Origin of the sequence: Micromonospora sp. NPDC047740 (assembly GCF_043204735.1) — a bacterium.
Taxonomy (GTDB): domain Bacteria; phylum Actinomycetota; class Actinomycetes; order Mycobacteriales; family Micromonosporaceae; genus Micromonospora.
In genome coordinates, this window is record NZ_JBIDCT010000016.1 from 22,052 (window position 1) to 45,972 (window position 23,921).

At 75.1% G+C, this 23,921-nt stretch carries 15 protein-coding genes; 6 read left to right on the forward strand and 9 right to left on the reverse strand.

The annotated features are described in order from the left end of the window. Positions 1-20: 20 nt before the first annotated feature. From ACGF4F_RS26775 to ACGF4F_RS26800, 6 genes are all read right to left on the reverse strand, one after another. Entirely contained in the window at positions 21-3,524 is a 3,504-nt protein-coding gene (locus ACGF4F_RS26775; RefSeq protein WP_393081455.1) for an amino acid adenylation domain-containing protein, read from the reverse strand. Next, entirely contained in the window at positions 3,521-5,818 is a 2,298-nt protein-coding gene (locus ACGF4F_RS26780; RefSeq protein WP_357445572.1) for a lantibiotic dehydratase, read from the reverse strand. Before ACGF4F_RS26780 ends, ACGF4F_RS26775 begins: the two co-directional genes overlap by 4 nt. Next, entirely contained in the window at positions 5,815-8,886 is a 3,072-nt protein-coding gene (locus ACGF4F_RS26785) for a thioesterase domain-containing protein (protein WP_357445569.1), read from the reverse strand. The genes ACGF4F_RS26780 and ACGF4F_RS26785 overlap by 4 nt, the downstream gene beginning before the upstream one ends. Then, on the reverse strand, positions 8,883-12,341 hold the full coding sequence (locus ACGF4F_RS26790) for an AMP-binding protein (protein ID WP_393081460.1): 3,459 nt from the start codon (positions 12,339-12,341) through the stop codon (positions 8,883-8,885). The genes ACGF4F_RS26785 and ACGF4F_RS26790 overlap by 4 nt, the downstream gene beginning before the upstream one ends. Before the next feature lie 339 nt (positions 12,342-12,680). Then, positions 12,681-13,076, reverse strand: coding sequence for a DUF2267 domain-containing protein (locus ACGF4F_RS26795; RefSeq protein WP_357445563.1), 396 nt, complete (start codon positions 13,074-13,076; stop codon positions 12,681-12,683). Between the two features lie 155 nt (positions 13,077-13,231). Beyond that, entirely contained in the window at positions 13,232-13,630 is a 399-nt protein-coding gene (locus ACGF4F_RS26800; protein WP_393081464.1) for an NUDIX domain-containing protein, read from the reverse strand. 60 nt (positions 13,631-13,690) lie between these two features. On the opposite strand from ACGF4F_RS26800, the gene ACGF4F_RS26805 reads away from it, so the two are divergent. Next, entirely contained in the window at positions 13,691-15,862 is a 2,172-nt protein-coding gene (locus ACGF4F_RS26805; protein ID WP_393081467.1) for a molybdopterin-dependent oxidoreductase, read from the forward strand. A gap of 124 nt (positions 15,863-15,986) precedes the next feature. On the opposite strand, the gene ACGF4F_RS26810 is transcribed toward ACGF4F_RS26805, so the two are convergent. The 3 genes from ACGF4F_RS26810 to ACGF4F_RS26820 form a co-directional block, all read right to left on the reverse strand. Further along, entirely contained in the window at positions 15,987-17,354 is a 1,368-nt protein-coding gene (locus ACGF4F_RS26810; RefSeq protein ID WP_393081470.1) for a hypothetical protein, read from the reverse strand. Positions 17,355-17,430: 76 nt separating this feature from the next. Next, entirely contained in the window at positions 17,431-18,249 is an 819-nt protein-coding gene (locus ACGF4F_RS26815; protein ID WP_357445551.1) for a sugar phosphate isomerase/epimerase family protein, read from the reverse strand. Beyond that, positions 18,249-19,286 (reverse strand): zinc-binding alcohol dehydrogenase, encoded by a 1,038-nt coding sequence (locus ACGF4F_RS26820; RefSeq protein ID WP_357445548.1) that lies wholly within the window; start codon positions 19,284-19,286, stop codon positions 18,249-18,251. Before ACGF4F_RS26820 ends, ACGF4F_RS26815 begins: the two co-directional genes overlap by 1 nt. Before the next feature lie 121 nt (positions 19,287-19,407). On the opposite strand from ACGF4F_RS26820, the gene ACGF4F_RS26825 reads away from it, so the two are divergent. From ACGF4F_RS26825 to ACGF4F_RS26845, 5 genes are all read left to right on the forward strand, one after another. Continuing rightward, positions 19,408-20,799 (forward strand): ABC transporter substrate-binding protein, encoded by a 1,392-nt coding sequence (locus ACGF4F_RS26825; RefSeq protein ID WP_393081474.1) that lies wholly within the window; start codon positions 19,408-19,410, stop codon positions 20,797-20,799. Continuing rightward, on the forward strand, positions 20,796-21,752 hold the full coding sequence (locus ACGF4F_RS26830; protein WP_393081477.1) for a carbohydrate ABC transporter permease: 957 nt from the start codon (positions 20,796-20,798) through the stop codon (positions 21,750-21,752). Before ACGF4F_RS26825 ends, ACGF4F_RS26830 begins: the two co-directional genes overlap by 4 nt. Beyond that, the gene (locus ACGF4F_RS26835; protein WP_393081480.1) at positions 21,752-22,618 is read left to right on the forward strand and encodes a carbohydrate ABC transporter permease; all 867 of its coding nucleotides are present in this window, start codon (positions 21,752-21,754) and stop codon (positions 22,616-22,618) included. Before ACGF4F_RS26830 ends, ACGF4F_RS26835 begins: the two co-directional genes overlap by 1 nt. 181 nt (positions 22,619-22,799) lie before the next feature. Next, a complete protein-coding gene (locus ACGF4F_RS26840) occupies positions 22,800-23,405 on the forward strand; it encodes a class I SAM-dependent methyltransferase (protein ID WP_357445537.1) in 606 nt (201 codons plus the stop codon). A 24-nt stretch (positions 23,406-23,429) separates the two neighbouring features. Beyond that, complete coding sequence (locus ACGF4F_RS26845) at positions 23,430-23,921, forward strand: hypothetical protein (RefSeq protein ID WP_393081484.1); 492 nt, start codon at positions 23,430-23,432, stop codon at positions 23,919-23,921.

Genomic DNA, 23,921 nt, shown 5'->3' on the forward strand with positions numbered 1-23,921 from the left:
CGGCGGGGAGGGTTGCGGCGTCACTGGTGCGGTCGTCGGGGCGGGGTACGCCGGGCCCGGCCACGGCGGGCGGCGGCGCGCAGTGCGGCGCGGGCCAGTTCCGGCCGGTCGGCGGTGCCGTCGAGGCTGGCGGCGAGGGCCCGTACGGTCGGGTGGCGGAACAGGTCGAGCATGGTGATGGAGCGGCCGGTGGCCGCGGTGAGCCGGGCGTGCACCGCGGCGAGCGCCATCGAGTGGCCGCCGATGTCGAAGAAGTTCTCACCGACCCCGACCCGGTCCTTGCCGAGCACCTCCCGCCAGATGCCGGCGATCAGCTCCTCGGTTTCGGTGAGCTCGTCGGGCCCGACGGGCAGCGTGGCCCGCGCCGGCTCGGCGGCGGCCACGGTCATCGCGCCGAGGGCCGACACCCGGACCGCCGGCCGCGGCAGCTCGGCGGCGACCCGGTCGGCAGGCGCGTGCGGATCGGCGGCCAGGGCGCCGACCAGGGCGGCCAGGTCGGCCAGGAGCCCCTCGATCCGGTCCGCCTCGAACAGGTCCGGGTTGTGCACCACCTCGACCCCGGCCCGGCCGGCCCGTTCCACCACATAGACGGTGATGTCGAAGGGCGAGCCGGGCTTCGGCACCGGCACCGGCTCGACGGTCAGGCCGGCGAGGGCGAGGCGGGGCGGCACGAAGTTGAGCACGTTGAACAGCACCTGCACCAGCGGGGCGCGGGAGGTGTCCCGGCCGACGCCGAGCGCCTCGACGATCCGCTCCAGCGGGGCGCCGGGGTGCGTGGTGACCTCGTGCAGTTCGGCGGCGCAGCGGTCCACCAGCTCGGCGAAGCTGGCGCCGCCGCTGCGCACCCGGACCGGCACGGTGTCGATGAAGAAGCCGATGACGTCGTCGAACGCGGCCAGCCGCCGGTCGGCGACGATCGCGCCGAGCACGTGGTCGTCGGCCCCGGTGAGCCGGCGCAGCAGCTCACCGAAGCCGGCCAGCAGCACCGCGGCGACCGTGGTGCCGCGCCGGGCGGCCAGCTCGCGGACCGCCCGGTCAGCGTCCGCGGCGAGCACCACCGCCGCCTCCGCGCCGGCGTACGTCTGCACCGCCGGGCGGGGCCGGTCCCGGGGCAGGTCGAGCACGGTCGGCGCGCCGGCCAGGTGCTCGGTCCACCAGGCCAGGTCGGTGGCGCCCCGGCGGCGGTCCCGGTCGGCCCGCCAGACCGCGTAGTCGGCGTACGTGGCGGGCAGCGCGGGCAGGGCCGGTGGCGCGCCGGCGACCGCGCGGGCGTACGCGGTGGCGAGGTCGTCGTAGAGCAGCGCCTCGGACCAGCCGTCGAAGACCGCGTGGTGCATGGTCATGGCGAGGACGTGCTCGTCGGCGCCGACCCGGTAGACGGTCAGCTGCCAGGGTGGCCCGGTGGCCAGGTCGAACGCGTGCCCGGCCCCGGCGGCCAGCAGGGTGGCCAGCTCCGCCTCGGCGTCGGCGGCACCGGTCAGGTCCACCACCGGCACGGCCACGTCGGTCGGTTCCTCGCACACCGCGTACGGCACGCCGCCGGTCTGCGGGATGCGCCAGCGCAGCACGTCGTGGCGCTGCACCACGGCGCGCAGCGCCGCGCCGAGGGCGGCGGTGTCCAGCGGCCCGCGCAGCCGGTGCGCGACGGCGATGTTGTAGGGCGCGCTGGACGGGGCGAGCTGGTCCATGAACCACAGCCGCCGCTGCGGCGGGGAGAGCGTGGGCGGGTTGCCGGTGGTGAGCCCGTCACCGCCGGCGGAGGCGGCGGCACGGACCCGGTCCACCAGCGCGGCGAAGGTGCGGCCGGTGAACAGGTCCCGGGTGTCGACCTGCCGGCCCAGCTCGGCGCGGAGCGCGGCGACCAGCCGCATCGCGGCGATCGAGTTGCCGCCGGCGGCGAGGAAGTCGCTGTCCGGGTCCGGGTCCGGGGCCGCGCCGAGCAGCCGGGCCCAGAGCCGCCGGACCGTAGCCTCGACCGGGTCACCGCCGGCGACCTCGTCCACCGGGGTGTCCGCGGACCGGGCCAGCGCGCGCAGCGCCGGCCGGTCCAGCTTGCCGGTGGTCGGGCTGACCGGCAGTGCGGCCAGCCGCACCGTCCGGGCCGGCAGCATCGCGGTGGTCAGCCGGGGTCCGGCGTACGCCCGCAGCGCGTCGTCGTCGGGGGCGTCGGCCGGGGTGAGGAACGCGACCAGCTCGGTGCCGGCCGGTCCGGGCACCGCCTCCACGGCGACCCGGTCGACGCCGGGGTGCCCGGCCAGCACCGCCTCGACCTCGCCCAGCTCGATGCGTTGGCCGCGGACCTTGACCTGACGGTCGGCCCGGCCCAGGTAGACGATCCGGCCGTCGAGCGCCTGGCGGACCAGGTCGCCGGTGCGGTAGAGCCGCTCGCCGGGCCGGTCGCCGAACGGGTCGGGGACGAACCGCTCGGCGGTGAGGCCGGGCCGGTTGAGATAGCCGTCGGCCAGGCCGGGCCCGCCGATCAGCAGCTCGCCGGTCTCCCCCGGCGGCACGGGGCGCAGCTCGGCGTCCACCACGTACGCCCGGTGGTTGGGCAGCGGGAGGCCGATCGGCACCGGGTCGGCGTCGGCGGCGGTGAGGTCGCCGCTGACCGCCAGCACGGTGGTCTCGGTGGGGCCGTAGCCGTTGAGGAACCGCCGGCCGGGGGCCCAGCGGGCGACCAGCTCGGCGGGGACCGCCTCGCCGCCGCAGAGCACCACCCGCCAGGACGGCACGTCCGCCGGGTCGAGCAGGGCGAGCACGGTCGGGGTGATGAATCCCCAGGTCACCTCGTGCGCGGCGAGGAACCGGGCCAGCCGGACCGGGTCGGAGCGGTCGTCGGCGCCGAGCAGCTGCACCGCGCCGCCGAGCAGCAGCGGCACGAACAGGTCCATGGTGGCCGCGTCGAAGCCGAGCGAGGCGATGCCGAGGCTGCGTACGCCGGCGTCGGCGCCGGTCAGCGCGGTGACCCCGGTGACGAACTCGACCACGTTGCGGTGGGTGGTGAGCACCCCCTTGGGGCGGCCGGTCGACCCGGAGGTGAACAGCACGTACGCCGGGTCGCCCGGGCGCGCGGGGCAGGGCGCGAGCGGGGCGGGGCCGGGCAGCCCGACCGTCTCGACGCCCGGCTCGTCGCCGAACTCGGTGGCCGCGGCGTCGCCGGCCACCACCCGGACGCCGGCGTCGCGGGCGATCTCGCGCAGCCGCTCGCGCGGGCCGCCCGGCTCCAGGGGCACGTAGCAGCCGCCGGCCAGGAGCACCCCGAGCACGGTGACCACCAGGTCGGGGGTGCGGGTGCCGCAGACGCCGACCCGGTCGCCCCGGCCGACGCCCCGCTCGCGCAGCGCGGCGGCCACCCCGGCGGCCCGGCCGAGGAGTTCGGCGTAGGTGAGCCGCTCGTCCCACTGGCGGACGGCCACCGCGTCGGGGGTGCGGGCCGCCTGCGCGGTGATCAGGTCGGCGAGGGTCGCGTCCGGCCAGGGCAGGGCCTCACCGTACGCGGCGCTGGCGGTCAGGATGTCGGTCACCGGTGGTCTCCCGTGGCTGGATCGGTGATCTGCAGGCGCAGTTCGCTGACGTGGCCGCGCCCCTGCGCGTCGGTCACCCAGGACTCGGCCGGGGCCGGCAGCAGCTCGCTGACCACCACGGGCACGTCCGGGCTGATCCGGTGGGCGGCGTCCACCATGGCGCACAGCGACTGCGCGTACAGCGGGCCGGTCAGGTCGACATAGCAGGGCTTGATCTCGGTGCCGACCTTCACGAACACCCGCTCGGGCAGGCCGGTGGCCGCCCGCCACCGGCGTACCGCTAGGTAGCGGGCGGCCTCGTCGGCGTGCCCGGCCAGCCCGCAAGCGCCCGCCGTGGTGCGCCAGGTACGCCGGGCCACCACCAGCCGGTCGATGGTGATCCGGGGCGTGTGCGGCGCCGGATCGAGCAGCTTGAAGGCGTCCAGCAGCAACGAGTCGAGCAGGCTGGCGAAGACCTCCATGAGCGGCCAGCGGGTGCCGTCCGGGAAGACCGCGGTGAACTGGTCACCGGCGCGCTCCACGGTGACCGCGGTGGCCGGCACCAGCCGGTCGACGTCGGCGCCGTGCGCGGTGTCGATGCCGAGTTCGCGGTCCTCGGGGCCGGTCAGCGCGTACGTGGTGCGGGTGGTCCGCCGGGGGAAGCTCTCCGGCCAGAGCACCCGCAGCCGGGCCGGGCCGAGGTCGGCGTCAAGGGCGGCCCGCAGCGCCGCCGGGTCGGGGTGGAACAGGCCGAAGACGGCGCTGTCGTAGGCGATGTGGGCCGGGTGCAGCTCGCCGAGGACGAGCAGGAAGTCGCCCCGAGCAACCGCATCGAGGGAGGCCGCGCTGAGCTGAACGTCCGGGTTGTGCAACCGGGCCGACGGCCAGCCGGGCCGCGCCGCGGGAAACAGCTGCCGGACCCGCTCGGCCAGGTCGTCGGCGCGCAGCCGCAGCTCCACCTGGTCGGCGGGCAGGTCGCGCAGGCCGAACAGCTGCGTCCACCGCTCGGTGAACGCCGCGCCGGCCCGGCCGATCGGGCCGTCCGGGGCGATCAGCGTGCCCTGGGCCAGCAGCCAGAGGTCGGCCAGCCGCACCGGGCCGTCGGCGGCCAACTCGTCGTGCAGCTCGACGAAGAGCTCGGCGCACCGGGCGGCGACCTCCACGGTGAACCACCGGGCCGTCTGGAGCACCACAGCGAGCGGGGCGGCCAGCGTGTCCAGGACGTCGGCGCCGATGCTGAACTCCAGGTCCCGGGTGGTCTCCTCGTAGCAGACGGTGCGGCCGGCGTACATCTGTCCGCTGTGCCGGGTGGCGGGTCGGCCGGTGACGGCGGTGAACTCGGTGTTCAGCGCGGCCAGGGCGGCACCGAGCCGGTCCGGGTCGCCGGCGGAGGCCGACACCTCGTCCCGGGCCGCGCGGAGCCGGTCGAAGCCCGCCCTCACCTCGGCCCGCACCCGGTCGTCGCCGATGACCGCGATCCGCTCGGCGAGCACCCGCTCCGCGTCCGGGCTGACCGGCAGGTTCGCGCCCCAGCTGAGCCGGCCGCGGTCGACCCACCGGTCGAGCAGCAGGTAGACGTCGTCGGCGCCGTGCACCTCGCCGGCGGCGCGCATCCGCTCGGCCAGCTCGACCGCGGGGGTGCGGCCGTCGCAGGCGGCGAGCAGCCGGGCCTCGGTCGGGGTCAGCGCGATCGGCGGGTGCAGCGGCCAGCGCAGCTGCCGCCCCTCGACGCTCAGGTGGGGTTGCAGCGCCGGGGCCCACCAGCGGCGCACCGCCAGATCGTCGGCGAGCCGGTCGGCGTACGCGATCAGCGCCCACGCCTCGAAGACCACCTTCCGGCGGTCGACCAGCGCCGGGCCGGGCGACAACCGGACCGTGGGCTCCTCGGGGTCGACGGTCCCCCAGCAGACCGGCCCGAAGAACCCGATGGTCTCGGCCTTGCCGCAGTACCGCTGCCAGTAGCGCAGGAGGGCGATCTCCCGCTTGCGGCGGGGCTTGTTGCGCACCGCCGGGTCGGTCCGCAGCAGGCCGTCGAGGGCGACCAGCATGTCCGGGTTCTGCCAGGTGACCGCCTCGCGCAGCAGCGGGTCGGCGGCCAGCTCGGAGGCCACCGCGGAGGACTCGTCGAACGCCTCGCGCAGCGTCTTGTGGAAAAGTTCGGGGCTGCTCGTGCCGGCGAGCAGCGTGTCGGCGGCGGCGGCCGCCTCGGGCGCGGCGAACCGGTCGAGTCCGTCCGCGGGGAAGCCGGCGGTGCGCAGCACCACGTCCCGCCAGACCGACCAGCCGGTCTGCCCGAGCGGCAGCAGGTGGCTCACGCGTCCTCCCCGGGCGTGTCCACGATGTGCAGTCGCAGCTCGCTGAAGTAGCGGTGGCCGGCGGCGTCGGGCACCCAGGCCTGGTCCGGCGTGGGCAGCATCTCGCTGACCACCAGCGACACGCCGTCGCCGCCGTCGACCCGGGCGGCCCGGACCATGGCGCAGAACATGTTCGCGAAGGCGGGGCTGCCCAGGTCCACGAAGCACGGCTTTGTCTCGGTGCCGAGCTTGACGTACACCTGCTCGGGCAGGCCGAGCCGGCGGCGCCAGTCCCGGACGGCGAGGAACCGCTGCCGCTCGCCGGTCGCGGTGGCCAGGCCGCTCTCCTCCACCGTGGTCCGCCAGGTCTGCCGCGCCACCACCATGTTGTCGAGGGTGATCCGGGGCGTGTACGGGGCGGCGGCGACCAGCTTGAACCCGTCCACCGCGTGCGCGCTGAGCAGCTCGGCGAAGATCTCGGTGAGCGCCCAGCGCTGCCCGTCGGAGGCGGTGGCGACGAGCTGCCCGTCGACGTCGGTGACGGCGAGGTCCACGGTGGGCAGCACCCGGCCCGGCTCGCCGCCCGGGGCCGCCTGGAAGGCGAGGTGCCGGTCGGTCGGGCCGGTCAGCGACTCCGAGGTGCGGCTGGTCCGGCGCGGCCAGTCGGTCGGGAAGAGCAGCCGGATCCGCCGCGGGCCCAGGTCCTCGACCAGCGCCGCGCGCAGCCGCTCGACGTCGGGGTGGGACGGGGTGAAGACCGCGCAGTCGAACGACGACCAGGCGGCGTGCAGCTCACCGAGGACGACGGAGTATTCGCCCCGGCGCAGCGCCTCCGCGTCGGTGGCGCAGATCTGCAGGTCGGGGCTGTGCATCACGGCGTTGGACCAGTCCGGCCGGGTGCCGGGGAAGACCTCGTCGACGCGGTCGGCCAGGTCGGCCACCCGCAGCCGCACGTCGGTGGTGCCGGGGGGCAGGGTGTCCAGGCCGAACAGCCCGGCCCAGCGGGCGGCGAAGTCGGCGGCGACGTCGTCCACCGGCCGTTCCCCGCCACCCCAGAACATCCCCTGGGCCAGGAACCACATGTCGGCCAGGGCGACCGGGCCGTCGCCCGCCTCGGCGCGCAGCTCCTCGTAGAGCCCCCGGAACACCTCCCCGTACGCCTCGGCCAGTGCGTTGGCCATCCAGCGGGCGGCGCGCAGCAGCACGTCCAGCGGGGCGGCGAGCTCGGCCAGCAGCGGCGCGCCGAACACCACGGCCAGGTCGCGGGCGGTGTCCTCGTAGCAGATCGTCCGGCCGGCGTACATCTGCCCGGCCCGGCGGTTGGCCGCGGCGCCGGTCAGCTCGGTGAAGGTGGCGTCGAGGGCGTCGAGGGCGGCGCGCAGCCGGTCCGGGTCCCCGGCCGCGGCGGCCACGGCGTCCCTGGCCGCGCGCAGCCGGTCGAACCCGGCCTGGGCGGCCGTGCGGGCGGCCGGTTCGCCGATCGCCGCGATCCGGTCGGCGAGCACCTGCTCCGCGTCGGGGCTGACCGGCAGGGCGGCGTCCCAGGTGATCAGCTCCCGTTCCACCAGGCGGTCGAGCAGTGCGTACCCGTCCTCGGGCCGGCGCAGCCCGACGGCCGGGTCGGCCACCAGGTCGGCGGCGGACCGGTGGCCGTCGGCCGCGGCGAGCAGCGCGGCCTCCACCGGGGACAGCGGCAGCGGCGGGCGCCCGGGGCGCAGCACGGTCCGGTCGTGGACGGCGAGCTGCGGCAGCAGCATCGGGGGCCACCAGCGGCGCACCGACAGGTCCGCGCCGATCCGGTCGGCGTACGCGGCCAGCGCCCAGGATTCGAACCACACCCAGCGGCGGCCGGTGAGCTGCGCGCCGGGGCGTACCCGCACGGTCTCCGGCTGCTCCGGGTCGAGGGTGACCCAGCAGCTGGGCCCGAAGAAGCCGACCGTCTCGTTCTTGCCGCAGTAGCGCTGCCAGTACTTGAGCAGCGCCCGTTCCCGGTCCCGGCGCCGCACGTTGCGGGACGCGTCGCCGCCGCCGCGGACCAGCCCGTCCAGTGCCACCAGCGCGCCCCGGTTCTGCCAGGTCACCGCCTCGCGCAGCAGCGGGTCGGCGGCCAGTTCGCTGAGCCGGTGGGCGGCGGCGCGGACGGCCTCGTCGAACTCCTTGTCGTAGCGGTCCTCGCCGGACCCGGTGGCGAGCAGCTCGTCCGCCGCCGCGACGGCCCGGGGGGCGGAGAACAGGTCGAGGCCGGTGGCCGGGAAGCCGGTGGTACGCAGGATGGCGTCGCGCCAGACCGACCAGCCGGTGTCCCCGAGCGGCACCCGGTGCGCGCCCGGGGCAGCGTCGACTGCCGGTATGTCGGTGGTCGGTGCGCCGGCCAGGTCGGCGCGGATCGCGGCCAGCACCTCGGGGAGCTGGTCGTGCAGGAAGAAGTGCCCGCCGTCGATCTCCTTCAGGGTGAACCCGGCGGCGGTGTGCTCCGCCCAGGCGGCACTGTGCTCGCGGGTGACCGCCCGGTCGTGGGCGCCGCTGAACGCGACGATCGGCACCGGCAGCGGCTCGCCGGGCACGTACCGGTAGCTGTCCACCCGGCCGAAGTCGGCCCGCAGCAGCGGCAGCAGCAGCTCCACCAGCTCGGGATGGTCCAGCAGTTCGGCGGGGAGGCCACCGCCCTCGCCGAGGCGGCGCAGCAGCTCCTCGTCGTCCACCCGGGACAGCCCGTCGAAGAGGCTGGGCGCGTCGACGTGCGGGGCCCGGGCGCCACCGACGTACAGACGCAGCGGCAGCGGCCCGCCGGACCGGCGCAGCTCCCGGACCACCTCGAAGCCGACCCGGCCGCCCATCGAGTGGCCGTAGATGGCGTACGGGCGGTCGGCCCGGGACGCGATGGCGGCGGCCACGTCGGCGATGTCGAAGCGCGGATCCTCGCTGATCCGGTTCTCCCGGCCGGGCAGTTGCACCGGCAGCACCTCGACGTCCGGGCCGATCCCCTCCTGCCACCGCCGGAACGCGCTGGCGCCGGCACCGGCGTAGGGCAGGCAGAACAACCGCACCGGCGCCTGGGGTCGGCTTCCGGCGGAGACGAACCAGTTCACCGCGGACCTTTCTGCACGGGGTCGATCCAGTACCGCTGGCGCTGGAACGGATAGGTGGGCAGCCCGGTACGCCGGACCGTGCCCTCGGGATGCAGGGCGTCCCAGTCGACGTCCCGCCCGGCGACCCAGTCGGCCGCCAGCTCGCGCAGCGGGCCACCGTCGCCGGCGATCCGGGCCTCGGTGTCGAGCAGCACGTCCAGCGCGGCGAGCGCGCCCGGCAGGTCGGCGGCGACCACGGCGGCCCGGTGGGCGAACGCCCGCCGGCCGAGCGCCAGGGTGGCGGCGACCTCGGGCAGCGCCGGGGCGGCGCCGGCCAGGTGGGCCCGCAGCCGGGTCAGCGCGGCCCGCAGCGCCGCCGGGGTACGCGCGGACACTGGCAGCAGCCAGGGGCCGTCGCCCGGGGCGTCGAGCGGCTCGTCCGGCGGGGGCTGCTCCACCACCACGTGCGCGTTGGTGCCGCCGAGCCCGAAGGCGCTGACCCCGGCCACCCGGCGCGGGCCCTGCGGCCAGTCCCGCGCCTTGGTGGGCACGTAGAACGGGCCGGCGGCCAGGTCGATCTCCGGATGCGGGCGGGTGAAGTGCAGGTTCGGCGGGATCACGCCATGCCGCACGGCGAGCACCGCCTTGATCAGCCCGGCGATGCCGGCGGCGGCGTCCAGGTGGCCGATGTTGGTCTTCACCGAGCCCAGCGCGCAGGAGTCGGCGGGCGCGGCGCCGGCGTACACCTCGTGCAGCGCGGCGACCTCGATGGCGTCGCCGAGGGGCGTGCCGCTGCCGTGGCCCTCGACGAAGCGGACCTCGCCGGGGGCGACCTCGGCGGTGGCGAGCGCGTTGGCGACGGCGGCGGCCTGCCCGGCCGGGCCGGGGACGGCGAAGCCGGCCCGCTCCGCGCCGTCGTTGGTGATCGCCCAGCCGGGCAGGACGGCGTAGATCCGGTCGCCGTCGGCCTGCGCGTCGGCGAGCCGGCGCAGCGCGACCACCCCCACCCCGGAGCCGAAGCCGGACCCGTTGGCACCCTCGTCGAAGGCGCGGCACCGGCCGTCCGGCGAGGCCAGCCCGCCCGGGGTGTGCCGGTGCCGGGGCCAGGTGACGGTGACGCCGCCGGCGAGGGCGATGTCGCACTGGTAGTCGGCGAGGCTCTGTGCGGCGAGGCAGACCGCAACCAGCGAGCTGGAGCAGGCGCTCTGCGCGGCGAGGGCGGGCCCGGTCAGCCCGAGCCGGTACGCGACCTGCCCGGGCAGGTGGTCGGTGAACTGCCGGCCGATCAGCCGGGCCTCCCAGTCGTCCGGGTCCACGTCGCCGGCCACCGCGGGGTTGTCGAGCAGGTGGAAGAGGAAGTACCGGTTGGCGGAGGCGGCCGAGTAGACGCCGATCAGGCCGGGGAACCGCGCCGGATCGTGCCCGGCGTCCTCCAGCGCCTCCCAGGCGGTCTCCAGGAAGAGGCGGTGCTGCGGGTCGGTCCGGGCGGCCTCGTCGGCGCCGAAGGAGAAGAAGTCGGCGTCGAAGTCGGCCACCCCGTCGAGCCGGCCGACCGCCCGTACGTGCCGCGGGTCGTTGCGCAGCCCCGGCCCGATGCCGAGCGCGGCCAACTCCTCGTCGGTGTGGTCGTGGACGGAGTCGACGCCGGTGCACAGGTTCCACCAGAAGGTGGCCACGTCGGGGGCGCCGGGGAACCGGCCGGCGAGCCCGACCACGGCGATCTCGTCGCCGGTGTACTCGCGGGCCGCGGCGGCCGGGGCGGCCGGCACGGGCAGCACCGGCGCGCGCACCGCCTCGGGTGGGGCGTCGAGCAGCGCCGCCTGGGCGGCCACCGTGGGGTGGTCGAACAGGCGCAGCAGCGGCAGCCGCACCCCGAAGTGCTCGGCCAGCCGCTGCTGCACCTGGCCGAGGAGCAGGGACTGCCCGCCCACGTCGAAGAAGCTGTCGGTCCGGGCGACCGCGTCCCGGCCGAGCACCGCGCACCAGATGTCGTGCACGATCTGTTCGGTGTCGGTGGTGGGGGCGGCGTCGGCGGGCACCTCGCGGGCCGGGTCGGGCAGGGCCCGCTCGTCCACCTTGCCGGTCACGGTCAGCGGGAACTCGTCGAGCACCACCACCGCGCGGGGCAGCGCGTACGGGGGCAGCGCCGCGGCGAGGGCGGCCCGCAGCTGCGTCGCGTCCGGCCGGGTCCCGTCGGCCGGTCGGGCGTACGCCAGCAGTTCGCCGTCGCGGGCGATCGCCCGTACGCCGGCCACGCCGGGCTGGGCGGCGAGCACCGCCTCGATCTCGGTCAGCTCGACCCGGTGCCCGCGTACCTTGACCTGCCGGTCGAGCCGGCCGAGGCAGACCAGCTCGCCGCCGGGCAGCCGCCGACCAAGGTCGCCGGTCCGGTACCCGCGCACCCCGTCGGCGTCCAGCGTGAAGCGGTCACTGTCCTGGTTGAGGTAACCGGGGGCGAGGTGCCGGCTGCGCACCACGATCTCGCCGGTGTCGGGGGCGAGATCCACCTGGTAGCCGGGGAACGCGCCGCCGATCGGCAGTGGACCGGTGGCACCGGGGTCCACCTCGGACAGTCGCAGCGCGTACCGGGCGACGAAGGTCATCTCGGTGGCGCCGTAGCCGTTGACCAGCTCGCAGTCGGGCGCGAACCGGTCCCGGCCGCGGGCCGCGTCGGCGTACGTGGCCTGCTCGCCGCCGAGCAGGACCACCCGGACCGCGTCGAGCCGCCGGTCGCCGAGGGTGTCGAGCAGGAACCGGTAGACCGTGGGCGTGCAGTGCAGCACGGTCGCCCGGTGCCGGTCGAGCTGCTCGACCGCGTACGCGAGCCCCTGCCGGCGCAGGTCGACCGGGACCACGGCGGCGCCGGTGAGCAGTGCCGGGTACAGGTCCGGGATGGCGGCGTCGAAGCTGAACGAGGCGAGCAGGCTGAGCCGGTCGGTCGGGCCGATGGCCAGCGCGGCGATCTGGTTGTCGACGACGTGCGCCAGGTTGCGGTGGGTCTGCCCGACCGCCTTGGGCACCCCGGTGGAGCCGGAGGTGAACAGCACGTACGCGAGCGTGTCCGGGTCGACCGGGACCGGTCGCAGCGGGGCGGGCGGCACGTCGTCCAGCGGCACCACAGTCCGGCCGTCGGCGAGCCCGCCGGCCAACTCCCGGTGCTCGGCGGCGCAGGCGATCGCGTCGACCCCGGCGGCGGCGAGCATGTGGCGCAGTCGCTCGACCGGGAACCCCGGGTCCAGCGGCACGTACGCGCATCCGGCCGCGAGGGCGCCGAGGAGCGCGGCGATGGTCGGCACGCCGTGCGCGGTGAGCAGGGCGACCCGGTCGCCGGGTCGGACGCCGGCGGCGGCGAGCGCGGCGGCGTGGCCCCCGGCAGCGCCGGCCAGCTCGGCGTAGCTGACCTCGTGGGTCTCGCCGAGCAGGGCCGGACGATCACCGTGCCGCGCCGCGACCTCGCCGAAGCGATTGATGATCATAGAATTTGCCATGTCAGGGGTTTGACGTTTCCCCACGGATGGCAGGCGCGCAGCGATCCACGCTTGTGATCATGATCCCCCCCAGGACTTCACAATGGATGCAGAATAAAACTCAATCTCTCGATGGGAAGGGGATCGATGGAGGTCGAGCCGAAGGGTGGACGGGGGGCTGGAACCTCGGACGGCGGAATTCGTCCGATCATCCCTCTAGCGCGAAGACGATTTTCAGCGTAGAGAGCTACTCGCAAGTTATTTTCCGGTGAAAGTACTTCCGAACCGTGGAATCTTCGGTCAAGCGGTGCACTTGCGGAGCTCAACCCGGTCTACCGGGGAGCGTCCTCACATATCGTACGGCGGACGCGGGATCGGGTCCACCATGGCGTCGAACCCCCTCGGCAGCTGCGCCAGCAGATCCTGGAACTCGCCGACCGTCACCGCCTCGCGCAACGTGATGAGCACCGCCCGGGTGCCCACCTCGGCGACCGCGGGGTCCACCTCGGCCCGCTCGGCCACCCGCTGCACGAAGGCGACCGCTCCCCCGCCCCCGGCGGGCCCGACCGGCGCGGAGAGATAACTGCCCAGCTCGTCCGGCAGTTGCGCGGCCAACTCCGCCGACTCGTTGCCGGTCACCCGCTCGGCGAGGGTCTGCAGCACCGCCCGGGAGATCGTGGCCGCCTGCTCGGTGGGCAGCTCGGCGCGGCGGGACACCGCCTCGACGAATCGGGGAAACCGCACGCCGCCCTCCTGTCGTCGCCGGCCCGCCGCCGGGTTGCCGACGACCCCAGTTCAACCGGCTGACGACCGGCGACGACCTGGAGCCGCCGGTGGGTACCCGCGACCCGGCGGGACAAACGGCGGACGTTCGCCCCGATGACCGCCCGGCCCAGGGGTCAGCGCAACGCGCCGGTCGACCGCAGGTGCTCGAAGACGAGCTGGTTGGCCGGGGAGACCTGGTGCCGGTCGGCGTAGCCGAGCCAGGCCAGCTCCTCGATCTCGCTCGCCGGCCGCAGCGTGCCCCGGTAGTCGGCGGCGTAACAGGTCATCCGCACCAGCGTCCCGGCGGCGCGCCCGTGCGCCTGCGCGGTGAACGTGCCGGCCGGCACGGCCGACTCCGGCACGATCGCGACACCCAGTTCCTCGGCGATCTCCCGGGCCAGGGTCGCCAGGTCGGTCTCGCCCGGCTCCCGCTTCCCGCCCGGCAGGTACCAGACGTCCTTGCCCCGGGACCGGGCGCAGAGCACCCGGCCGTCCTCGATCCGGATCCAGGCCACCTTGTCGATCTCACGCACGGCACTCTCCCGGCTCGGCTGCCGCACGAGGTTATCGGACCTGCTCTGTAGGCTGCCCGCATGGCCCGCACCATCCACCCCGGCGCCTGCCCGCTGGACTGCCCGGACACCTGCGTCTGGCAGCTCACCGTCGAGGACGGCCGGGCCGTCGCGCTGCGCGGCGACCGCGACCACCCGTTCACCCGGGGCGCGCTCTGCGGCAAGGTCAACCGCTACCTCGACGCGGTCAACGGGCCCGACCGGCTGACCACCCCGTACGTCCGGACCGGGCCGAAGGGCGTCGGGCGGGTCGCCTACCGCCCGGCGAGCTGGGACGAGGCGGTCGAGCGGGTGGCCGCCGGGCTGCGCGCCAGCATCGACCGGGACGGCCCGGAATCGGTCCTGCCCTACTACTTCGCCGGCACCATGGGCCATGTGCAGGGCTGGACGATGGGTCCCCGGCTCTTCGCGTACCTGGGCGCGTCGCGGCTGGACACCACCATCTGCACCGGCGCCGCGCGGGCCGCGCAGGGCTCGATCTACGGCGGCTCGGTCGGCTTCGAGCCGGAATCCATCGTGGACGCCCGGCTGATCGTGCTCTGGGGCGCCAACCCGCTCGCCACCAACCTGCACCTGTGGCCGTTCGTGCAGCAGGCCCGGGAGCGCGGCGCCCACCTGGTGACCGTCGACCCGCTGCGCACCGAAACCGCGGCACGCAGCGACGAGCACGTCGCGCCGTTGCCCGGCACCGACGCGGCCCTGGCGTTGGGGCTGATGCGGCACGTCCTCGACGCCGGCGCGGCGGATCAGCAGTGGCTGGCGGCGCACACCGTCGGCTGGCCGGAGCTTTCGGCCCGGCTCGGCGAGTGGCCGGTGGAGCGGGCGGCCGCCGAGTGCGGCCTGCCGGTCGAGGTGGTACGCCGCCTCGGCGAGCGGATCGCCACCACCCGGCCGACCGCCGTCCGGGTCGGGCTGGGCCTGCAACGGCACCACGGCGCGGGCCAGGCGATCCGGGCGATCTGCGCGCTGCCCCTGGTCACCGGCGACTTCCGGTACCCGGGCGGGGGCGCGCTCGTCTCGACCAGCGGACACCACCCGATCGACGAGGGACCGGTGATCCGGCCGCCGGACATGCCCGCCCCGCGGGCCAGGTCGGTGAACATGAGCCGGCTCGCCGCCGTGCTCACCGGCGAGGCCGACCCGCCGGTGACGTCCCTGGTGGTGTTCAACGCCAACCCGGCCGCCACCGCCCCCGACCAGACCCGGCTGCTCGCCGGCCTGCGCCGCGCCGACCTGTGCACCGTCGTGCTGGAGCAACGCTGGACGGACACCTGCGACTTCGCCGACGTGGTGCTGCCGGCCACCATGCAGCCCGAGCACCTCGACCTGCACTCCTCCTACGGGCACCACTACACGACGCTCAACCTGCCGGTGACCCGGGCGCCCGGCGAGGCGCTGCCGAACACCGAGATCTTCCGCCGGATCGCCGCCGCGCTCGGGATCGACCATCCCCGGCTGCGGGACAGCGACGAGGACCTGGCCCGGCAACTCCTGCGCGGCACGCCGGTCAGCTTCGAGGAGCTGCGCGCGCGGACGTACGCCCGGACCAGCGGGGTGGCGGTCGGGTCCGCCCCGTACGCCGACGGCGGCTTCCCCACCCCGGACGGGCGGGCCCGGCTGCACGACCCGGCGCTGGCCCGGCACGGGGTGGATCCGGTCGTCGGCTACACCCCGCCGATCGAGGCCGCCGACCCGGCGCTGGCCCGCCGGTTCCCGCTGGTGCTCATCGCCCCGGCCGGCCGGTACCTGATGAACTCCACCTTCGCCTCGCTGCCCTGGCACGCCCGGCGGACCGGGCCGCCCCGGGTGCACCTGCACCCCCACGACGCGGCGGCGCGCGGCCTCGCCGATGGGGACGCGGTGCGGGTGCACAACGACCGGGGGGCGTTCCTGGCAGCGGTCGCCGTGGACGACGCGACCCGGCCCGGGCTGGCGTTCACCTACAAGGCGTACTGGGCGCGGCTGAGCCCGGGACGGGCCACCGTCAACGCGGTCACCGCGGTCCGCGACGCCGACCTGGGCGGCGCGCCGACCTTCCACGACTGCCGGGTGGAGGTCGAGCCGGTGCCGGCCGAGCTGCTGACGGCGCAGCCGCCCCAGGACGAGGAGGCCGCGCCACCGCCACCGCGCGAGGCGACGGAGGACCCAGCCGGGCCGGCGTCACGATCGCCGGAGGCCGTGCCGGCCGGATGAGGCGGCGGGTGCGGCTCGGCGGGTACACCGTCGTTCACGCCGGCCAGCACCCGGTCGGCGTCCTCGGGGCGCATGGCCCGGACCCGTCCGTCCGCCATGAGCCGCCGGATACCAGCGGGGCAGCTCATCCCTCGGCGAGGGTGTCCAGCAGCAGGGCGGCGGTCCAGCTGAACGCCGGCGAGCCCAGCCCCGCCCCGGTGTCCGGGTGGAAGTACTCGTGGCAGCCGCTGCGGGCGACCAGCGCCAGCATGGACTCGCGCAGCCCGGCGGCCAGGTCGGGGCGGTGGTGGGTGAGCAGCCCGCGCCACAGCAGCCAGCTGGTGTTCAGCCAGCTCGGGCCGCGCCAGTAGCGCAGCGGCTCGAAGTCCGGCGCGGTGCGGTCGTAGGTGGGCAGCGGGCGGTCCATCCGGGCGGCGAGGCCGAACCGGGGTGAGCCCGCCTCGGCGAGCACGGCCTGTACCTGGCGGGCCGGCAGGTCGGGCAGGACGAGCGGCATCAGCCCGAGCACCGTGCGGGCCGGGATCAGCCGGTCGGCGCGTACGTCCCGGGGATGGAAGGTGCCGGTGGCCGGGTCGTACAGCCGGTCGACCAGGGCCTCGGTGATCCGGGCCGCCCGTTCCCGGTGCGGCCCCGGGTCGGCGCCGACCACGGTGGCGATCCGGGCCAGCGCGTGCTCGGCCAGCCCGAGCGCCGCGTTGACCAGCGGGCACTCCACCAGGAACGGGTGCCGGCCGAGCAGCCCGTCGTCCCGGTAGCGGCCCGCCCGGTAGGCGTCGACGAGCGCCACGTAGCGCGCGTAGTCCAGGTCCGTGGGGCGGTGCGCCGCGTCGGCGTGCGCGGTGTCGTGCCGGCGGTACGCCCGCATGATGTCGGCGTCGGCGGGCACCGCGGCCAGCGGGGCGTCCCAGGCGGGGCTGTTGTCCAGCCCGGACTCCCACGGGTGGACCACGGCGGCCAGCCCGGCGCCGCCGACGTCGCGCCGCCCGGTCAGGTAGCGCTGCTGCGCGACCAGCCGCGGGTAGAGCTCGCGCAGCGCCCGCACCGACACCTCGGAGGGGGCACGGCGGTGCACCAGCCAGGCGGCGGGGGCGTGCACCGGCGGCTGGACGATCCCGGAGGTGGCCGCGGCGGGGGCGCCGTCGGCGCGGGTCGAGTCCCAGAACTCCGGTCCGGGGAAGTACGAGCCGGCCCGCAGCGCGGGGTTGAAGACGATGTGCGGCACCCGCCCGTCGGCCCACTGCGCGGCGAGAAGGGTGCGCAGCTCCCGCCAGGCCCGGTCCGGGCGGAAGTGGGCCAGCCCGACCGCGATGAACGCCGAGTCCCAGCTCCACTGGTGCGGATAGAGGGTGCGCGACGGCACCGTGTGGTCGTGTTCCCAGTTGGCGTCGAGGGTGGTGATCGCCAGCCGGCGCAGCGCGGCGGCACGTTCCGCACCGGACACCCGAGCCGACGGATCCCCCACGCGCAACTCAGCAGGTGTTCCGGCACTCATGCGGCCACCTCGCTCCGCTCGGCAGCCCCATGAGACTCCCCGGCACTGCGCCCGATGATTCGCTCACTGCGCTCGCTCATGCGGCGGCCTGCCGGGGGCGGGCCCGGGCGAGCACGGCGGCCGCCTGGCGCAGGGCGGCGACGGGCTCGCCGCGCAGCCGGCACTCGACGGCCAGCCAGCCGGCGTAGCCGAGGTCGTCGAGGGTACGCAGCAGCGCCGGCCAGTCCAGGTGGCCGGCGCCGGGCTGGTACCGGTTGGAGTCGCTGACCTGCACGTGCCCCAGGTATGGCGCGGCCGCGCGCAGCGCCGCGGGCACGTCGTCCTCCTCGATGTTCATGTGGAAGGTGTCGGCGACCACGCGCACCGAGGGCAGGCCGACCGCCCGGCACAGGGCGACCGCCTCGTCGAGGCGGTTGACCATGTGGTCCTCGTACCGGTTGAGGGGTTCCAGGAAGAGGGTGACCCCCTCGGCGCGGGCGTGCTCGCCCAGCTCGCCCAGGGCGTCGACGAGCACCTGCCGGTCGCCGTCGGGCGAGCGGGGCGGCTCGAACGGCGGCAGCCGGCGGGAGAACATCCCCCAGGCGGCGGGGGTCATCGCGCCGATCCCGCCGATCTCGGCGATCACCGAGAGCTGGGAGCGGAGGTTGCGCACCGCGTCCCCGGCCCGCTCCGGGTCGAAGTCACCGATGAAGTGGTCCATCTCGACGCAGACGGTGGGCAGCACCACGCCGTCGGCGCGGGCCCGGCGCAGCTCGGGCAGCCGCCGGGCGAATGCCAGCTCGCCGCGGCCGCGCAGCTCGATGCCCTGGTAGCCGAGCGAGACGGCGAGGGCGTACTTGTCGGACAGGCTGGCGCCGGGGAGCAGCTGCTCCTGGCAGGCGAGTCGAATTGCCATCAGAACCTCAGCACGACTTGGAGGACGGCATCGTCACCGCGGTCGAGCAACGCCAGCGCGTCGGCCACCGCGCCCGCGTCGACGACGTGGCTCACCAGCGGCAGCGGGTCGACGCTGCCCTCGGCCACCAGATCCATGAAGGTGCGGGCGATCCTGGGCCCGGTCCACCGGCCGGCCGTGCCGGGCGCCGGGGTGGGCCCGGAGACCTGGGCCGCCACCAACTGGATCCGGTTGTGGTGGAACTCCTCGCCGAGCCCCAGCCCGTGGGCGTACCCCTGGTAGAAGCCGGCGGCCACGACGCGGCCGGCGTGGGTGGTGGCGCGGATGGCCTCGTGCAGCGCCGGGTACGACCCGGACAGCTCCAGGCAGACGTCCGCGCCGCGGCCGTCGGTGGCCGCGTGCAGCACGGCGGCGGCCGAGTCGACGGCGACGTCGACCACCCGGCGGGCGCCGAACGCGGTGGCGTGCGCCAGCCGGGCCGGCACCCGGTCGACCGCGACGACCCGGGCCCCGGACAGGACGGCGAGCCGGGTGCCGAGCAGCCCGATCACCCCCTGCCCGAAGACCCCGACCCAGTCGCCGAGGTGCAGGTCGCCCGCGAGCACGGCGGTCAGCGCGATGGCGCCCGGGCGGGCGAAGACCGCGGCGAGCGGGTCGAGGCCGGGGGCGAGCGGGGTGACCGTGGCGGCCGCCACCACCGCCTCGGCCCGGTGCCCCCAGATGCCCCAGACGAGCTGGCCGGGCCGGCGGTCGGCGACGTCCGGGGCCACCTCGACCACCTCGCCGACCTCCTCGTAGCCGAAGCCGACCACCGGGTACGCCGGCGCGGCCTGCCGAGGCACGAACATGCGGGTGGCGTCGTCCCAGTCCTTGCTGAGCCGGGGGTTGCTGCCCCGGTAGAGGGTCAGCTCGGTGCCGGCGGAGATGCCGGAGTAGCGGGTGCGGACGCGGACCTGGCCGGCGCCGAGCGGGTCCGGGGGGCAGGGCTCCAGGCTGACGCGTCGGGGCCCGGCCAGAGAGACAACCCAGTTGGCCATGGCGTCGCTCCGAGGGAAGTGCCGGCCCCGATTCTAACCGAAAAAATCGGCATATGTGGTTCGATTGATCAATCGATGGGTATTGAAGGCACGCTGTGCTCTTTCGAGAGGAGTGCCACCGATGCCATCACCCTCGAGGCGGCTGCTGGCCACCAGTCTGATCCTGGCACTTGCCGGAACCGGGCTGCTGGCCTGCAGCGACGACCAGCAGAAAGACGACAGTTCCCGGCTGACCGTGTGGAGTCTGGAGGACGTCGCCGACCGGGTCAACGCGACCAAGGCGATCATCGCCGACTACACCGCGAAGACCGGGGTCAAGGTGGACCTGGTCACCGTCAACGAGGACCAGTTCCCCTCCCTCATCGCCTCCAGCGCCGCCGCCGGCGAGCTGCCCGACGTGGTCGGGTCGCTCCCGCTGGCCGGCGTCCGGACCCTCGCCGGCAACGAGCTGCTGCACCTGGACGCCAACGCGGCGATCGTCGACAAGCTGGGTCGGGACACCTTCTCGCCGCGCGCACTGGAGCTGACCGCCGAGGACGGCACACAGCTCGCCGTCCCCAGCGACGGGTGGGGGCAGCTGCTGATCTACCGCAAGGACCTGTTCGCCGCCGCTGGCCTGCCCGCCCCCGACACGTACGAGAAGATCGCCGCCGCGGCGGCGAAGCTGAACACCGGCGGCGTCGCCGGCATCACCGCGGCCACCGCCCCCGGTGACGTGTTCACCCAGCAGACCTTCGAGCACCTGGCGCTGGCCAACAACTGCCAGCTCATCGACGACTCGGGCGCGGTGCAGCTGGACTCCCCGGAGTGCGTCGAGGCGTTCCGCTTCTACGGCGAGCTGATGCGCGACCACTCGGTCAAGGGCGCGCAGGACGTGGACACCACCCGGGCCACCTACTTCGCCGGCAAGGCGGCCATGCTGATCTGGTCGCCGTTCATCCTCGACGAGCTGGCCGGGCTGCGCAACGACGCCAAGCCGACCTGCCCGCAGTGCCAGCGGGACCCGGCGTTCCTGGCGAAGAACAGCGGCTTCGTCACCGCGATCAAGGGCCCGAACGGCACGGAGCCGGCCCAGTACGGCGAGATCAGCTCGTGGGCCGTGCTCGACGGCGCGGCCGACCCCGCGAAGTCCTTCGTGGAGTACATGCTCTCCGACGGCTACCCGCGCTGGTTCGGGATGTCCCCCGAGGGCCGCTTCCCCGTCCGCAAGGGCACCGGCGACGACAAGGAGAAGTTCCTCACCGCCTGGAACACCAGCCAGGCCGGCGTGGACACCAAGAAGCCACTGGCGCAGGTGTACGGCGAGGACGTGCTGGCCACCCTGCGCCGCAGCCCGGACACCTTCGAGCGCTGGGGGCTCACCCAGGGCCAGGGCAAGCTGGTCGGGGCGATCCTCGGTGAACTGCCCGTGCCGAAGGCCCTCGCCGACGTGGTCGCCGGGAAGTCCGACCCGGCCGGTGCCGCCAGGCGGGCGAAGAAGGACGTCGAGGCGATCAAGGCGGGCGTCAATTGACCACCACCGCACCGGAGGCCGGCCGCTCCCCCACCCGGGAGCGGCCCCGCCCCGGCCGACGCCCGCTCACCCTGCGCCGCCGCGAGTCCCGCGCCGGGCTCGCGCTGGTCACCCCGACGCTGCTCGTCGTGGTGGCGGTGATCGGCATCCCCATCGTCTGGACGATCGTCCTGGCCTTCCAGCGGGTACGCCTGGCCACCCTGCGCAAGACCGGCCTGTTCGGCGAGCTGACGCTGGACAACTTCGACCGGGTGCTGCACACCCCCGGCTTCGCCGGGACGCTCTGGACCACGCTGGTCTACAGCGTCGGCGGCACCGCCGGGTCGATCCTGGTCGGGCTCGTCGCGGCGCTGGTGGTCCGCCGCCCGTTCCGGGGCCGCACCGTGGTCCGGGCGTCCATGCTGCTGCCGTACGTGGCGCCGGTGGTCGCGATGACCTTCGTCTGGCAGGTGATGCTCGACCCACAGCTCGGCATCGTCAACGACTGGGGACGGCGGTTCCTCGGCTGGGACACGCCGATCCCGTTCCTCTCCCAGGACTCCACCGCGCTCTGGACGGTCATCGCGTTCGAGGCGTGGCGCTACTTCCCGTTCGCCTTCCTGTTCCTGCTGGCCCGGCTGCAGGCCGTACCCGGTGAGCTAGAGGAGGCGGCCCGGGTCGACGGGGCCACCCCGACCCAGCGGTTCCGGCACATCCTGCTGCCACAGCTGTTGCCGGTGATCGCGCTGCTGGGGGTGCTGCGGTTCATCATGACGTTCAACAAGTTCGACGACGTCTACCTGCTCACCGGCGGCTCGGCCGGCACCGAGGTGGTCAGCGTCCGGGTCTACCAGTTCCTCACCGCGCGTACCGACATCGGCGCCGCGGCGGCGCAGGCGATCGTGCTGGCCGTGGTGCTGATCGTCTTCGTCGCGATCTACCTGCGCTTCTTCGCCCGGCGAGGGGAGGCGTGATGGACCGGGACCGGATCGAGACGGTCAGCCTGCGCTGGCTGCGCCGGCTGGTGATCGCCGGCTTCCTGCTGGTCACCCTGCTGCCGTTCTGGTACATGCTGGTGCTCTCGGTACGCCCCATCGAGCGGCTGCTGCTCGACCCGGGTTCGCTGCTGGTGCCGGCCGGCGAGCTGACCGTCGCCACGTACGTCGAGGTGCTCAAGGCCACCGAGGACGGCGGGCAGGGCTTCCTCGCGTTCATCCGCAACAGCGGCCTCGTCGCGCTGGCCGCCACGGCGCTCACCCTGCTGGTCGCCATCCCCGGCGCGTACGCCGTGTCCCGGCTGCGGTTCTTCGGCCGGCGGCAGGTCCACGCGCTCTTCCTCGCGGTGTACCTGTTCCCGTCGATCGTCATCGCGATCCCGCTGTTCGTGGTCTTCACCCGGGCCGGGCTGCGCGGGTCGCTGGTGGGGCTGGTGCTGGTCTACCTCTCCCAGACGCTGCCGGTCTCGGTCTACATGCTCAAAAACTATTTCGAGACCATCCCGGTCAGCCTGGAGGAGTCCGCCGCGATCGACGGGGCCGGTCGGCTCGGCGTCATCCGCCGGGTCAGTCTCCCCCTGTCCGCGCCGTCGGTCATGGCGGTCGCCCTGTACGACTTCATGATCGCCTGGAACGAGTTCCTGTTCGCGCTGCTCTTCCTCGTCGACCGGCCGAACCGGTGGACCGTGTCGCTGGGCCTGTCGCTGCTCTCCGACGGGGTCGAGGTCCCGAAGACCGTGCTGATGGCCGGGTCGGTGATCCTCACCCTGCCCATCGTGGTGCTCTTCTTCGCCAGCGAGCGGCTGCTCACCGAGGGGCTCACCAGCGGCGCCGAGAAGGGCTGACCGTCCCGCCGCCGGGCGCCCGGATCTCACCCCCGCGCCTGGCGGCACCGCCCGTCCCGCCCGGATCATCCGATTCTCGGCCTGTTCCCGGAAAGCGCTGGCCAGCCGGGCGATAGTGGCCACTCTCTCGGTGAATCTGTGCCCTGCCGGGGCCGCTCACGAGATCAGTTACCGTGGCGGCATGGGCAAGCCGACCCGCTGGGTGACCGACACCCAGCCCGGACACTCGCAGTGGTACATCGACCGGTTCCGCCGGCTCGCGGCCGAAGGGGCGGATCTGGCCGGTGAGGCGCGGCTGCTGGACGCGCTGGTCCCGCCGCACGCCCGCATCCTGGACGCCGGCAGCGGCACCGGCCGGGTCGGCGCCGCACTCGCCGCCCGCGGCCACCGCGTCGTCGGGGTGGACGCCGACCCGGCGCTGATCGAGGCGGCCCAGGCTGACTACCCCGGGCCGCGCTGGCTGGTCGGCGACCTCGCCGAACTGGACCTGGCCGAGCAGGGCGAGCCGGAGCCGTTCGACGCCGCCCTGTGTGCGGGCAACGTGATGACGTTCGTCGCGCCCGGCACCGAGCGGGCAGTGCTGAGCCGGATCGCGGCCCACGTCCACCCGGACGGGCTCGTGGTGGTCGGCTTCGGCACCGACCGCGGCTATCCGCTCGCCGACTTCGACGACGACGCGGTGGCGTCCGGGCTCCGGCTGGAGCACCGCTTCGCCACCTGGGACCTGCGTCGGTGGCAGGAGGACGCCGACTTCGCGGTCAGCGTCCTTCGCCGCCCCGCCGGCTGATCCATTTGCCCCTATGCTGCCGGGATGTCTGACGACCCGGTTGCCCCGGCCGCTCCGGCCCGCCTTGTCCGCCCGCGAAAGGCCCTCCGCCTGGTTGCGGCTGGGCTGCTGGTCGGACTGGTGACGCTCGGTGTCGCGGTGGCGGCAGCCCTGGCTCTCGCCAAGCTCGCCGAGCGGGAGCCGGCATCCTGCGCCGAGGATGCGCCGTGCCTGCCCGACCTCGGGCCCGTGATCCTCGCCATCCTGTCCGTGCCGGTCCTGATGGCCGTCGTCGGCCCACTGGCCGCGCGGATCCTGCGGCTGCCCGCACCAGGGCTGTTCGCGATGCCGGCGGTCTGGGCCGTGGTGGTCGCGTGCGTGTTGCTGGGGCCGGCGGACCGGCGGCAGCACTGGCCGTTCGACAGCCCCGTCGGGCTAGGGTTCACCTTCCTGCTGCCCTACGCCGGGCTGGCGCTGTGGGCGGGCCACCGCCGGGGCGGCACCTCGCCCGACACCGGCGCCGGCCGATCGGGCTGA